14 protein-coding genes are annotated in these 12,794 nt (G+C 69.0%); 10 read left to right on the forward strand and 4 right to left on the reverse strand.

Annotated elements, in window-relative coordinates; genetic code table 11:
• Positions 1-59: 59 nt before the first annotated feature.
• From EOD42_RS21600 to EOD42_RS21630, 7 genes are all read left to right on the forward strand, one after another.
• Positions 60-1,001: a LysR family transcriptional regulator gene (locus EOD42_RS21600; protein WP_127789669.1), complete on the forward strand. Its 942-nt coding sequence runs from the start codon at positions 60-62 to the stop codon at positions 999-1,001.
• A gap of 29 nt (positions 1,002-1,030) precedes the next feature.
• Positions 1,031-2,413 carry a dihydroorotase gene (locus EOD42_RS21605; protein WP_127789670.1) on the forward strand — a complete coding sequence of 461 codons (1,383 nt, stop codon included), beginning with the start codon at positions 1,031-1,033 and terminating at the stop codon, positions 2,411-2,413.
• A 2-nt stretch (positions 2,414-2,415) separates the two neighbouring features.
• Entirely contained in the window at positions 2,416-2,757 is a 342-nt protein-coding gene (locus EOD42_RS21610) for a hypothetical protein (protein ID WP_127789671.1), read from the forward strand.
• Positions 2,758-2,837: 80 nt separating this feature from the next.
• The gene (locus tag EOD42_RS21615; RefSeq protein WP_127789672.1) at positions 2,838-3,794 is read left to right on the forward strand and encodes an N-carbamoyl-D-amino-acid hydrolase; all 957 of its coding nucleotides are present in this window, start codon (positions 2,838-2,840) and stop codon (positions 3,792-3,794) included.
• Positions 3,791-4,753, forward strand: a complete 963-nt coding sequence (locus EOD42_RS21620; protein WP_127789673.1) for an N-carbamoyl-D-amino-acid hydrolase — start codon at positions 3,791-3,793, stop codon at positions 4,751-4,753. The genes EOD42_RS21615 and EOD42_RS21620 overlap by 4 nt, the downstream gene beginning before the upstream one ends.
• Positions 4,735-5,055 carry a cupin domain-containing protein gene (locus EOD42_RS21625; RefSeq protein ID WP_127789674.1) on the forward strand — a complete coding sequence of 107 codons (321 nt, stop codon included), beginning with the start codon at positions 4,735-4,737 and terminating at the stop codon, positions 5,053-5,055. Before EOD42_RS21620 ends, EOD42_RS21625 begins: the two co-directional genes overlap by 19 nt.
• Positions 5,056-5,095: 40 nt before the next feature.
• Positions 5,096-6,064, forward strand: coding sequence for a Bug family tripartite tricarboxylate transporter substrate binding protein (locus EOD42_RS21630; protein ID WP_127789675.1), 969 nt, complete (start codon positions 5,096-5,098; stop codon positions 6,062-6,064).
• A 214-nt stretch (positions 6,065-6,278) separates the two neighbouring features.
• Here the strand turns inward: EOD42_RS21630 and EOD42_RS21635 are convergent, their stop codons facing one another.
• Complete coding sequence (locus EOD42_RS21635) at positions 6,279-7,775, reverse strand: amidase (protein ID WP_127789676.1); 1,497 nt, start codon at positions 7,773-7,775, stop codon at positions 6,279-6,281.
• Positions 7,776-7,901: 126 nt separating this feature from the next.
• A complete protein-coding gene (gene ggt / locus EOD42_RS21640; protein WP_127789677.1) occupies positions 7,902-9,506 on the reverse strand; it encodes a gamma-glutamyltransferase in 1,605 nt (534 codons plus the stop codon).
• Positions 9,507-9,609: 103 nt separating this feature from the next.
• On the opposite strand from ggt, the gene EOD42_RS21645 reads away from it, so the two are divergent.
• Together EOD42_RS21645 and gpt are read left to right on the forward strand one after the other, a co-directional pair.
• The gene (locus EOD42_RS21645) at positions 9,610-9,948 is read left to right on the forward strand and encodes a tRNA-binding protein (RefSeq protein ID WP_127789678.1); all 339 of its coding nucleotides are present in this window, start codon (positions 9,610-9,612) and stop codon (positions 9,946-9,948) included.
• Between the two features lies 1 nt (position 9,949).
• Complete coding sequence (gpt, locus tag EOD42_RS21650; protein WP_127789679.1) at positions 9,950-10,432, forward strand: xanthine phosphoribosyltransferase; 483 nt, start codon at positions 9,950-9,952, stop codon at positions 10,430-10,432.
• Here gpt and EOD42_RS21655 read toward each other — a convergent pair.
• Positions 10,419-11,399, reverse strand: a complete 981-nt coding sequence (locus tag EOD42_RS21655; protein ID WP_164868066.1) for a Bug family tripartite tricarboxylate transporter substrate binding protein — start codon at positions 11,397-11,399, stop codon at positions 10,419-10,421. The two genes, gpt and EOD42_RS21655, sit on opposite strands and share 14 nt — an antisense overlap.
• Entirely contained in the window at positions 11,372-12,256 is an 885-nt protein-coding gene (locus EOD42_RS21660) for an alpha/beta fold hydrolase (RefSeq protein WP_127789681.1), read from the reverse strand. The genes EOD42_RS21655 and EOD42_RS21660 overlap by 28 nt, the downstream gene beginning before the upstream one ends.
• 136 nt (positions 12,257-12,392) lie before the next feature.
• Between EOD42_RS21660 and EOD42_RS21665 the strand changes: the two genes are divergently transcribed.
• Positions 12,393-12,794, forward strand: coding sequence for a carboxymuconolactone decarboxylase family protein (locus EOD42_RS21665; RefSeq protein ID WP_127789682.1), 402 nt, complete (start codon positions 12,393-12,395; stop codon positions 12,792-12,794).

Below are 12,794 nucleotides of genomic sequence, written 5' to 3' on the forward strand. Positions count from 1 at the left end.
ATTGAACATTCGTCCAATCCGATTGCCACCGGGCTTCGATAGGCATTTCATATCGCACCATGGCGAGCGAAGGGGAATTCCGGATTCTGCGCCGGCTGGCGCATTTCCTGGCCGTGGCCGAGGAAAGGCATTTCGGCCGTGCTGCCGCACGCATGGGCCTGAGCCAGCCGCCGGTCACGGCACAGATCCAGGCGCTGGAGCAGGAGCTGGGCGTGAAGCTGCTGGAGCGCACCCGCAAGGGCGCCCACCCGACGCGGGAGGGCGAGGCGCTGCTGCCCATGCTGCGCCGCCTGGCCGAGGACGCGCGCCGGGTGGAGGATCTGGCGCGGGAGCTGCGCACCGGCCGCCACGCCCCCATGGCCATGGCCTGCGTCACCTCCGCCCTGTTCGGGCATCTGCCGCCGCTGGCGCGCGCGCTGCGGAACGCGCGCCCCGAGGCCTCGCTCTCGGTGACCGAGATGGACACCACCGACGCGCTGGAGGCGCTGCGGCGCGGCGAGGTGGATTTCGCGCTGGTGCGGCTCGAACGCGAGCACGCCCCCTTCGCCGTGCTGCCCCTCGGCGCCGATGACCTGCTGGTGGCCCTGCCCGAGGGCCACGCCTTGCTGAAGCGGCCTGGCCCCGTGCCCCTGGCCGCGCTGGCCGAGGAACCGCTGGTCGCCCTGCCCCGCCGCATCAGCCCCGCCTATTTCGACCGCCAGGTGGAGGCCTGCCGCGCCGCGGGGTTCGAGCCGCGGGCGATGCGGGAGGTGGGGTCCGCCATGGCGCAGCTCGCCTTCGTGGCGTCGGGACTCGGCGTCGCGCTGGTCAGCGCCGGCATTGCGGGGCTGCGCCCGCCGGGCGTGGTGTTCCGCCGCCTGATCGGGGGCCCGACCTCGGTGGGCGTCGCACTCGCCTGGAACCGGGAACGCGAGAGCGAGACCACCCGGCTGGCCGAGGCGGTCGCCCGCGCCGCCTTCCATCTGGCCCCCCGGGATGACGAGGCGGACGACGCGGGATAGTTTCCCCGGCCTCAGAGGAGAGAGCCAGCATGACCGCCACACCCTATGACCGCGTGATCCTGGGCGAGATCGTCCTGCCCGACGGGGTGCTGGAAAACGGCTATGTGGCGATCCGCGGCGAGACGATCGCGGCGATCGGCCAGGGCGCGGCCCCGCCCGCCGCCGCCATCACCGACCACAGCGGCAAATGGGTGCTGCCGGGCCTTGTGGACGGGCACATGCACACCGGCAGCGCGATCGGCTGGCCGGGCATCGAGGGTGCCTCGATGTCGGCTGCCGCCGGCGGCGTCACCACCTGCGTCGACATGCCCTATGACGTGCCGCGCGCCACCACCGATGCCTCGATCTTCCGCGAGAAGGTGGAGTGGGTGAACCGCCTCAGCCATGTCGACATGGCGCTGTACGGCACCATCAAGAAGGAGAACGGCGTCGACGCCATCGCGGGGCTTGCCGAGGCCGGCTGCTGCTCCTTCAAGCTGTCCACCTACGAATACGACGCCACGCGCTTCCCGCGCATCGACAACACGACGATGGTCGAGGCCTTCCGCGAGATCGCCAAGACCGGCCGCATGGTGGGCATCCACAACGAGGACCAGGAGATCGTGGAGGGCGCGATCGCGGCCGCCAAGGCCACCGGCCGCACCGACCCCATCATGCACGCCCGCACGCGCCCCCCGCTGTGCGAGACCATGGCCGACCTCGCCATCTTCGAGATGGCGCTGGAGACGGGCGCGCATGTCCACATCGCCCATTCCTCGCTGGCGCGCGGCTTCGAACTGGCCGAGATCTTCCGCCGCATGGGCGCGCATACCTCGGGCGAGGCCTGCATCCAGTACCTGTGCATGACCGAGGAGGACCTCGTCCGCCTCGAAGGCTTCGGCAAGTGCAACCCGCCCTTCCGCACCGCCGATGAGGTGGAGCGCATGTGGGGGGCGCTGAAGGCCGGCAGCATCGCCTATGTCTCGACCGACCACGCGCCCTGGCAGCGCGAGAAGAAGCTCTATCACGGCGACATCTTCGCCTGCGGCGCGGGGCTGACGGGCATGCAGAGCTATGCGCCGCTGATGGCCAGCCTGCTGATCGAGCGCGGCCTGCCCATCACGCACATGGCCAGCCTCTGCGCCGAGCGCCCTGCCCGCTTCCATGGCCTCGACGGCAAGAAGGGCGCGATCCGCGTGGGCTATGACGCCGACCTGTGCGTGCTGGAGCGCGGCGACTTCACCTTCGACGAGGCCGATATCCAGGACCGCCCTGATGCGCGCTGGTCGCCCTATCACGGCCGCGCGATGAAGGCGCGGGTCGCGGCCACCTGGCTGCGCGGTACCCAGATCTGGGACGGCAGGACGGTTCTGGCGAAACCCGGCGCCGGCCAGTTCGTTCCCCGTCAGCACAGGGAAATCTTCTGCGGGTAGCCATGCTGTGGTCCATCGTCGCCTTCGTGGTCTTCGCCTGTCTCGGCTTCCTGGGCATGGGCGTGACCTCGGCGGTGCTGATGGAGGCGATCAGGCCCTTCCTGACCATCTGCTTCCCGCCCATCGGTGAATGGCGCGGGGATTGGGTCTGGCCCATCCTCATCGCCTATGGGCTGATCTGGCCGGTATCCTTCCTGGTGGCGGGGTTTCTGGACCGGATCTGGAAGCGCCAGGGGCGCGGCAAGTGGTTCCGGCGGGGTGTGTATCTCGCCGTGCTGTATGCCGGCGCCGTCATCACCGCCTATGCGCTGCTGCCCGGGCAATTGCCGATGAGGTGCCTGTAGCGCGGGCAATTCCGGCCTGGCACCGCATACGCCACCGGCCCTGCCCTTTCGCCCGGCCGCCGCTGTGATAGGACAGCGCCATGACGAACCGCCCCAATTTGATCGTCGCCGGCGCGCAGACCGGCCCGATCCAGCGCGCGGACACCCGCGCCCACACCCTCGACCGGCTGATCGCCCTGCTCGAGCAGTCCGCCGCCAAGGGCGCCAAGCTGGTGGCCTTCCCCGAGCTGCCGCTGACCACCTTCTTCCCGCGCTGGTACATCGAGAACACGCAGGAGCTCGATACCTATTACGAGCGCGAAATGCCCAACCCGAACGTGCAGAAGCTGTTCGACCGGGCGCGTGAGCTCAAGGTCGGCTTCTACCTGGGCTATGCCGAGCTGACGCCCGAGGGGCGGCGGTTCAACACCTCCATCACGGTCGGCCCCGACGGGCAGATCCTGGGCAAGTACCGCAAGGTGCATCTGCCCGGCAGCGTGGAGCCCCGCGCGGGCAGCCGCTTCCAGCAGCTGGAGAAGCGGTATTTCGAATACGGCGACCTGGGCTTTCCGGCCTTCCGCGGCGCCGAGGACTGGGGCCGCCCCGCGCTCGGCATGCTGATCTGCAACGACCGCCGCTGGCCCGAGGCATGGCGTTCCTACGGGCTGCAGGGCATCGAGCTGATGCTGATCGGCTACAACTCCGCCGCCTATGATCCGAACGGCGGCACGGCCGAGAACGAGGAAATCCGCACCTTCCACTCGACGCTCGCGGTGCAGGCGAACGCCTATTTCAACGCGACCTTCGCGGTTTCCGTGGCCAAGGCAGGCGACGAGGACGGTTCCGGCCTGATCGGCGGCAGCGTGATCGTCGACCCCAACGGCATGATCCTGGCCCAGGCCAAGACGCTGGAGGACGAGGTGATCGTGGCCGAGCTGGATTGGTCCAAGATCGCCCAGGGCCGTGGCCCCGGTAAGATCTTCGACTTCGGCTTCCACCGCCGCCCGCAGCACTACTCGCGTATCGTCAACCAGGTTGGCCTGGAGGAAATCCCTTGAGCCGCAACATCGTCCTCGCCGCCGCCCAGCTCGGCCCCATCCAGAAGGCCGAGGGCCGCGACGTGGCCGTTGGCCGCATGGTGCGGCTGATGGAAAAGGCGCATCAGCGCGGCGTGAACGTCGTGGTGTTCCCCGAACTGGCGCTGACCACCTTCTTCCCCCGCTGGTATGAGGAGGACATCGCGGTCGCGGACCACTGGTACGAGACCTCGATGCCGTCCAACGCGACGGCCCCGCTGTTCGAGGCCGCGAAGAAATACGGCATCGGCATGCATCTGGGCTATGCCGAAAAGACGCCAGACGGCCGCCGCTTCAACACCGCCATCTACGTCCACCCCACGGGCGAGATCGTGCTGAAGTACCGCAAGGTGCATCTGCCGGGTCACAAGGAATTCGACCCGATCCGCAAGGTGCAGCATCTGGAGAAGCGGTATTTCGAGGTGGGCGACCTGGGCTTCCCCGTGATCCGCGCGCCCATCGCCGGCACCGAGGCCAATATCGGCATGCTGATCTGCAACGACCGCCGCTGGCCCGAGGCATGGCGCGTGCTGGGCCTGCAGCAGGTCGAGGTCGTGATGCTCGGCTACAACACGCCCAGCCTGAACATGGACAACCGGGGCTTCGAGGCGCACCACCTGCGCGTTGAGCACTCGCACCTGTCCGTGCGCTCCGGCTGCTACCAGAACAGCTGCTTCGGCGTGGCCACCGCCAAGGGCGGCACCGAGGACGGGCATGAGCTGTTCGGCCACTCCATCATCGTGAACCCGCAGGGCGAGATCATGGCCCAGGCCACGAGCTGGGGCGACGAGCTGATCACGGCCGAGTGCAACCTGGACGACACGAAGCTGGGGCGCAGCACCATCTTCAACTTCGCCGCCCACCGCCGCACCGAGGCCTATGGCCGCATCCTGGAACAGACCGGCAGCGTGGCGCCCGCGACGTGGACGCCCAAGGGCTGAACCTGTTCGACCTGCCGCCGGCCGGCGGTGCGGAGCGTTTCGACACGCTGCTCACCCGCCCCGGCGTCACGATCGAGCGCATCGTCTCCACCGGCCAGGCCAGCCCGGAAGGGTTCTGGTATGACCAGGACAGGGACGAATTCGTGCTGCTGCTCTCGGGCGCGGCACGGCTGACCATCGAGGGACAGGCCCCGCGCGACTTGCGCCCGGGTGATTGGCTGCACCTGCCGGCGCATTGCCGGCATCGGGTGGAATACACGCAGGCCGAGCCCGCGACGGTGTGGCTGGCGGTGCACTGGTAGGGCTATACACGCCCGCATAACAACCAGTGGAAACAGCCGGATGACCATCACCCGCCGCGCCTTGGCCGGTGCCTCGCTTGGGGCGATTGCCGCGCCCCGCATCGCCCATGCCGCCTGGCCCGCCGACCGCGCCATCGAGGTCGTGGTGCCCTTCCCGCCCGGCGGCGGCGTGGACATCATGACCCGCGCCTTCCTGCCCTATCTCCAGGCCCGGCTGCCGGGTGCGCGCTTCGTCGTGAACAACCGCGGCGGCGCCGGTGGCCAGGTGGGCGCCGAGGCGATCGCCAACGCAGCCCCCGATGGCTACACCATTGGCGCGTCCTCCATGCCGGGCTTCGTGTCCATCCCGATCGAGCGCGCCACGCGCTATCAGCCCGCCGCCATGACGTTGCTGGCCAATGTGGTGGATGACCCCTGCGCCATCGCCGTGCGCGCCAACAGCCCGATCCGCACCCTGGCCGACTTCATCGCCGCCGCCCGCGCCCGGCCCGAAACGGTGACCTTCGCCACCACCGGCATCGGCAGCGACGACCACCTGGCCATGCTGGCCTTCGAGGGGCTGACCAATACCCAGGTCGTGCATGTGCCCTTCACCGGCATGCCGCAATTGCTGCCGCAGGTGCTGAGCGGCACGGTGGATGTGGCCGCCTTGAACGTCAGCGAAGCCTTGCAGCCGGTGCGCGACGGCCAGCTGCGCTGCATCGCCCAGGCCGGCGCCACGCGCTGGGCGCAGATGCCCGACGTGCCCACCTATCGCGAACAGGGCGTTGACTTGGTGGCCAGCGCCAGCCGTGGCCTGAGCGCGCCCGGCGGCCTGCCGGCGCCGATCCGCGAGCAATTGGAAGCCGCCTGCCGCGCGGCGCTGGAAGACCCGGCCTTCATCGCCGACGCGGAACGCCTGGGCATGCCGCTGCGGCCGATCATCGGGGCGGAATACCGCAGCTTCGTGCTGGATATCGAGGCGAGGTATCGGGTGCTGTGGCAGCAGAAGCCGTGGCGGGACAGGTAGAAGGCGGGGGCTTTCCCCCCGGCCGCCGTTGAGGGGCTCTGCCCCTCAAGCTCCCCGCCAGGACCGTAGCGGCGCTGGACCCCGGGGACTTGGCGCTCAAGCCTGAATAAAAATGGCGCCGAACCTGGGAAGGTTCGGCGACCAAGCTCTTATCAGGTCCAGGAGATATCATCTCCTGGCGGGGAGTTTGAGGGGCAGCGCCCCTCAACCCACCTCAGCCCCAGCTCTTGAAATCCGGCATGGCGCTGATCGGCCCTGCCTTCTTCAGCGCCTCGATGTCCGGCACCGGCCGGGCAAAGGCCGGGTCGTTCGCGAAGGCGGCCTCGATGGCGGCCGCCACCTGCAGCACCAGCACATCGCCGCCGCGCGGGCCCACGATCTGCAGGCCGAAGGGGAAGCCCTTCTCGTCCACGCCGACGGGCAGGCTCAGGGCCGGATGACCCGTCAGCGTCACGTAATAGGCCAGGCTCAGCCAGTGGAAGTAGGTGCGCGTCGGCTTGCCGTCGATCTCGGCCGGATACAGCTCCTGCCAGGGGCGGGGGCTGGTGGTGATCGCGGGGCTGACCAGGATGTCGAACTTCCCGAAGAACTCCTGGAAGTTGCGATAGATCTGGGTCTGGCGCGTCAGCGCATTGGCCTGGTCCACCAGGCTGTAGCCGAGGCCTTCCTGCACGTTGGCGTGCATGTTGGGCCCGCACAGCTCCGGCGTCTTCCTGGTCTTTTCCAGATGCGCGGACAGCACGCCCGCCGCGCGCAGCACCTCGAAGGCCTCGTCACCGCCGGACACGTCGGGGTGGGCGGACTCAGCCTTGGCGAACATGGGCGCGAGGGCTGCCGCGATCTTCTGGAAGGCGCGACGGACGATGGATTCCGTGGGCGCCTGGCCGAAATCCTCGGTGAAGGCGAGGCGCATGCTGCCCAGATCGGCCGGCGCGACCGGGTAATAGTAGTCGGCCACCTCGCGCATCTTGCGCCCGTGGAAGGTGTAGGACAGCGGGTCCACCGCGTCGTCGCTGACCATGGCCGAGAACATCAGCGCCGTGTCGGCCACGTTGCGCGCCATCGGCCCAAGCATCGGCAGCGGCGACCAGCCATGGCCGCGCCGGCTGGCGGGAATGGTGCCCGAGGACGGGCGGAAGCCGATGATGCCGTTGAAGGCGGCCGGGTTGCGCAGAGAACCGCCGGTGTCGCTGCCGGTCGCGAGCGGGACCATGTTGGTCGCCAGCGCGACGGCAGAGCCGCCCGAGGAACCCGCCGCGTTATAGGCCGGGTTGAAGGCGTTGCCGGTGGCACCCCACACCAGGTTGCGGCTGTTCGCGCCCAGGCCGAATTCCGGCACGTTGGTCTTGCCCAGGATCACCGCGCCCTTGGCGCGCATGTTGGCCACCATGTGCTCGTCCGCGGTCGGCACGTGGTCGGCGAAGATCGGGCTGCCCCAGGTGGTGCGCAGGCCCTTCGTGGCCTCCAGGTCCTTGATGCCCATGGGCAGGCCATGCAGCGGCGGCAGCGGGCCGCCCTTCATGGTCTCAGCGTCGGCGGCCTTGGCGGTCGTCATCGCGGCGTCGGGGTCCATCGCCGTCATGGCATTGACCGCGTGGTTCACCGCGTCGATGCGCCCGATGCAGCTCTGCAGCAGTTCGACGGCGGACAGCTTCTTCGCCCCGATCAGGCGGCGCGCTTCGACGGCGGTCAGATCACAAGGTTCGGTCATTTTTCTTTCCCTCAAACGCCGGGCGCGGCCTCCGGCCGCTGGGCTTCCGCCGCGTCGCTGCTGCGCCGGGCGGTCATGTCAGGTGGGCGGCGCCGCGCGCCGTGCGCGCGGAACCGTTGGGGCTGCTCAGAAGCCCATCGCGCAACCATCCTTGCGCGGGTCGGAGCCACCGATCAGCGCGCCGCGGGCGCGGTCAATGAAGATGCCCTGGCTGCCGCCATGCGGCTTGTCGATGATCTCGCAGTCATGGCCCATGGCGTTCAGGCGGTCGATCACGGCCCCCGAGAAGCCGCGCTCCAGCTGCACCTTGCCCTTGAAGGGGAACAGGCGCGGCGCGTCCATCGCTTCCTGGATGTCCATGCCGAACTCGAACATGTTGGTCAGGAACAGCGTGTGGCCCATGGGCTGGAAATGCCCGCCCATCACGCCATAGGGCATGATGCATTCGCCGTTCTTCATCACCATGCCGGGGATGATGGTGTGCATCGGGCGCTTGTTGGGGGCGATGCAGTTCGGGTGGCCTTCCTGCAGGCGGAAGCCGAAGCCGCGGTTCTGCAGCAGCACGCCCGAACCCTCGGCCAGGATGCCCGAACCGAAGCCCTCGAACAGCGAGTTGATGAAGGAGCAGGCGTTGCCCTCGGCGTCCACGACGCAGAGGTAGACGGTGTCCTTGTGCTTCGCGAGGTCGCTCTCGCCGGCCGGCGGCATCTGCTTCATCGCCGCCTCGTCGCTGATCAGCGCGCGCAGCTTCCCGGCATAATCCTTGGAAAGCAGCGTCTCCATCGGCATGTCGAAGAAGGCGGGGTCGGACAGGAAGGCGTCGCGGTCGCGATAGGCAAGGCGCGCGGCCTCGATGTGGCGGTGCAGGCGCAGCGGGCTCATCGCGCCCTGCTCGGGCGTGGGGAAGCCGCCCAGGATGTTCAGCAGCTCAAGCGCCACGATGCCCGAGCCGTTGGGCGGGCACTGGAACACGTCCATGTCGCGCCAGCGGGTCTGGATGGGCGTCACGAACTCGGCCACGTTCAGGCCGTTCGCGAAATCCTCCAGCGTGTGCAGGCCGCCGGCGGCGTTGAGCGCCTTGACCATGTCGGCCGCGATCTCGCCCTCATAGAAGGCCTTCGGGCCGTGCTTGCCGACGGCGCGCAGGGTGCGGGCGAGCGCCGGGAAGGCGATCTTGTCGCCATGCTTGGGCGCCTTGCCGCCCGGCAGGAAATGGCGCGCCGCGGCCTCGTTCTTCGACAGCTTGCCGACCGAATTGGCCCAGTCGAAGGAGACGCGGGCATGGACGTGGAAGCCTTCCTCGGCGAAGCGCGCCGCGGGCTCCAGGATCTCGTCCAGCCCCTTGCGGCCGAAACGCTTGTTCAGCGCGGCCCAGGCGCTGGGCGCACCGGGGACGGTGACGGAATGGGCCGAGGTCGGCGTCAGCTCGTTCACCTGGCGGGCGCGCAGCGCCTCGGGCGTCGCGCCGGCGGGCGCGCGGCCCGAGCCGTTGAGCGCATAGACCTGCCCGCTGCCGGCCGGGGAGTACAGGCAGAAGCAGTCGCCGCCGATGCCCGTGCTCGCGGGCTCGATCACGCCGAGCACCGCCACGGCTGCGATAGCCGCGTCGATGGCACTGCCGCCGGCCTTCAGGATGTCCAGCGCCGTCATCGTCGCGGCCGGCATCGAGGTCGCGGCCATGCCGTGGGCGGAGATGACCGGGCTGCGGCCGGGGAAGTGGAAATCGCGCATGGGGCTGTTCTCGGCAAAACGTCTGACAAACCGTTCGCATGGAGTGGCCGCCTCGGCAATACGCCCTTCCCGGTCGTGACATCCCACGGTAATGCGCGATGCCATGGAAATGATCACATACGCCGATTTCGAGAAGGTGGAGATCAGGGTGGGCCGGGTGGTCCAGGCCGAGCCTTTCCCCGAGGCGCGCAAGCCCTCCATCAAGGTCTGGGTGGATTTCGGGGCGGGGCTGGGGGTCAGGAAGACCTCCGCCCAGGTCGCGGTGCACTACACGCCAGAAAGCCTGGTGGGGAAGCAGGTGATGGGGGTGGTGAACTTCCCGCCCCGCCAGATCGGCCCCTTCATGAGCGAATTCCTGATGCTGGGCGTGCCCGACGAGAAGGGCGCCGTGGTATTGCTCGCCCCTGACCTGCCCGTGCCGGCCGGCGGAAGGATGTTCTGAGATGGCAAACCGCTACTTCACCGTCAGCTGGGACCAGCTGCACCGCGACGCCCGGGCGCTGGCCTGGCGCCTGCTGGACAAGGGCCCCTTCCAGGGCGTGGTCGCGATCACGCGCGGCGGGCTGATCCCGGCGGCGATCATCGCGCGTGAACTGGATTGCCGCGTGATCGAGACGGTCAGCGTGGTGACCTATGACGAGGAAAGCATGGGCAAGCCCCAGGTGGTGAAGGCGCCTGTGGCCGCCGGCGACGGCACCGGCTGGCTGCTGATCGACGACCTGGTGGATACCGGCACCACGGCCAAGATCGTGCGCGCCCTGCTGCCGGGCGCGCATTTCGCGACGATCTATGCCAAGCCCGCGGCCAAGCCGCTGGTGGACAGCTTCGTCACCGAGGTCAGCCAGGACACCTGGATCCTGTTCCCCTGGGATACCGAGGTGCAGTTCGTGCCCCCCATCGCCAAGGGCGGCGTCACTCCAGCCTGATGCCTGCCTGCCGGATCACGGCGCCCAGCTCCTCCACCTCCTTGCGGACCAGGGCCTCCATTTCCGGCAGGGTCATGGCGCGGACCACGGCGCCGCCTTCCTCCGCGCGGCGCTTGACCGCCTCGTCCTGGGCCAGTTCGCGCAGGGCGGCGTTGTAGCGCTCGCGGATCGGCTGCGGCGTGCCGGCGGGGGTGAAGAAGGCGAACCAGGCATCGACCGTGAAGTTCTGCATGCCGGCCTCGGCGGTGGTCGGCACCTCGGGCAGGGCGGTGGCACGCGCGGCACTCGCCATCGCCAGCGGCTTCACCCGGTTGCCCTGGATCAGCCCCATGGCGCTGCTGGGGGTGGTGATGAACATCTCGATCCGGCCGCCCGCCACGTCCTGCAGCACCTGGGCCGCGCCGCGATAGGGCACATGCACCATCTCGGCGCCGATGGCCCGGCTGAACAGCACGCCCGCGATGTGCTGGATGCTGCCATGGCCGGAGGAGCCGTAGTTCATCTTCCCCGGGTTCTCCCGGATCAGCGAGATGAACTCACGCAGGTTGCTGACCGGAAGGTTCGGCGCGCCCAGGATGATGTGGGGCGCCAGCGTGCCCATGCCGATGGGCGAGAGGTCGCGTAGCGGGTCCCAGCCGGGGTTTTCCATCATCGCCGGGTTGCCCGCGTGATACCCGGAGTAGTTCAGCAGCAGCGTATGCCCGTCGGGCGCCGCGCGCACCGCGGCCTGGATGGCCAGGTTGCCGTTGGCGCCGGGGCGGTTCTCGACCACCACGGTCTGGCCCAGCATGCGGGACAGGCCGTCGGTGAACAGCCGGGCGGCGAAGTCGCTGCCGCCGCCGGGCGGGTTGGGCACCAGGACGGTAACGGTGCGGCTGGGCGCCCAGGCCTGGGCGAAGGCGGGGGTGGCGAGCGTGGTGCCCAGCAATGCGCGGCGCGTTACGCGCGCAGAAAATCCTTGAGCCATTTGTGGCATTCCTCTGGCGTTTCCTCTGCCAGGTAATGTCCGCTGTTCACCGCCCCGCCCGCAAGGGGCCCCGTGGCGTACTGCCGCCACACCTCCAGCGGGCGGTACCACTGGCCGATCTTGCCCTTGGCGCCCCACAGCACCAGCATCGGGCAGGTCACGCGCTGGGCCGCGTTGCGGCTGGCGCGGTCGTGCAGCAGGTCGATGGCCGTGGCCGCGCGGTAATCCTCGCAGATCGCGCGCACGGTGCCGGGCGTGCGCAGCGCCGCCAGGTAGTCCGCCCGTGCCTCTGGGTGGAAGAAGGATTTGTCCTTGGGCTCGCGGCTGGTGTGGACGTCGAACCACAGCTCCACATCCTGCTCGATCAGCATTTCGGGCTTGGGGTGCGGCTGCGCCAGAGAGAACCAATGATAATAGCCGAGCGCGAAGTTCATATCGACGTGCTCGAAGTGATGCAGCGTCGGCACGATGTCCATCACGCAGAGCCGTTCCACGGCTTCGGGGTAATCCAGCACCAGCCGGTGCGCCACGCGCGCGCCCCGGTCATGCGCCACCACCTGATAGCGGTCGAAGCCCAGCGCCAGCATCAGCCCATGCGGGTCGCGCGCCATCTCACGCTTGGAATAGGCCGCGCTGTCGGGGCTGGCGGCGGGCTTGGCGGACTGGCCATAGCCGCGGATGTCCGCGCAGATCACCGTGTGGCGCTCCGCCAGCAGCGGCGCCAGCCTGTGCCACATCGCATGGGTCTGCGGGTTGCCATGCAGCAGCAGCAGCGGCGGGCCCGAGCCACCCCGGCGGAAGCGCACCGCCATGCCGCCGATCTCGCGGGTTTCCAGCGTGAAGCCTTCGAAGAACATGGATGGTTTCCCCTCTCGCGCCGCAGCGTGCCACCGGGCCCCCGGCGCGGAAACCCCGCCCGCCTCGGTTGACGCGCGAACGCATGCGCAGCAGCATCCCCCCGAACGATCCATATCAACCGAGGAGGAGACCGCCATGTCCAACGGCGACGAAGTTCTGTTCGAGAAGGGCATGCCCATCCGCCGTGAGGTGCTGGGCGCCGAATACGTCGATGCCAGCATGTCCAAGGCCGATGACTTCATGATGGCCTTCCAGCGCGCCACCACCTCCATCGCCTGGGGCTGGGCCTGGGGCGACCCGACGCTGTCGCGCAAGACGCGCTCGCTGCTGAACCTCGCGATGCTGACCGCGCTCGGCCGCACGCCCGAGATCAAGCTGCATGTGAAGGGCGCGCTGAACAACGGCGTGACGGTCGAGGAGATCAAGGCGACCCTGCTGCACGCCACCGCCTATTGCGGCATTCCGGCCGGCCTCGACGCCTTCAAGGCCGCGCATGAGGTGCTGGTCGCCGAGGGCGCCCTGCCGGGCAAGAAGTAA

Origin of the sequence: Rhodovarius crocodyli (genome assembly GCF_004005855.1) — a bacterium.
Taxonomy (GTDB): Bacteria; Pseudomonadota; Alphaproteobacteria; order Acetobacterales; family Acetobacteraceae; genus Rhodovarius; species Rhodovarius crocodyli.

What these genes read in the sequence shown, in the direction of transcription:
- EOD42_RS21600 (WP_127789669.1), top strand. Translation starts at nt 60, where the DNA reads ATGGCGAGCGAAGGGGAATTCCGGATTCTGCGCCGGCTGGCGCATTTC.
- EOD42_RS21605 (WP_127789670.1), top strand. Translation starts at nt 1,031, where the DNA reads ATGACCGCCACACCCTATGACCGCGTGATCCTGGGCGAGATCGTCCTG.
- EOD42_RS21610 (WP_127789671.1), top strand. Translation starts at nt 2,416, where the DNA reads ATGCTGTGGTCCATCGTCGCCTTCGTGGTCTTCGCCTGTCTCGGCTTC.
- EOD42_RS21615 (WP_127789672.1), top strand. Translation starts at nt 2,838, where the DNA reads ATGACGAACCGCCCCAATTTGATCGTCGCCGGCGCGCAGACCGGCCCG.
- EOD42_RS21630 (WP_127789675.1), top strand. Translation starts at nt 5,096, where the DNA reads ATGACCATCACCCGCCGCGCCTTGGCCGGTGCCTCGCTTGGGGCGATT.
- EOD42_RS21635 (WP_127789676.1), bottom strand. Translation starts at nt 7,775, where the DNA reads ATGACCGAACCTTGTGATCTGACCGCCGTCGAAGCGCGCCGCCTGATC.
- ggt (WP_127789677.1), bottom strand. Translation starts at nt 9,506, where the DNA reads ATGCGCGATTTCCACTTCCCCGGCCGCAGCCCGGTCATCTCCGCCCAC.
- EOD42_RS21645 (WP_127789678.1), top strand. Translation starts at nt 9,610, where the DNA reads ATGGAAATGATCACATACGCCGATTTCGAGAAGGTGGAGATCAGGGTG.
- gpt (WP_127789679.1), top strand. Translation starts at nt 9,950, where the DNA reads ATGGCAAACCGCTACTTCACCGTCAGCTGGGACCAGCTGCACCGCGAC.
- EOD42_RS21655 (WP_164868066.1), bottom strand. Translation starts at nt 11,399, where the DNA reads ATGGCTCAAGGATTTTCTGCGCGCGTAACGCGCCGCGCATTGCTGGGC.
- EOD42_RS21660 (WP_127789681.1), bottom strand. Translation starts at nt 12,256, where the DNA reads ATGTTCTTCGAAGGCTTCACGCTGGAAACCCGCGAGATCGGCGGCATG.
- EOD42_RS21665 (WP_127789682.1), top strand. Translation starts at nt 12,393, where the DNA reads ATGTCCAACGGCGACGAAGTTCTGTTCGAGAAGGGCATGCCCATCCGC.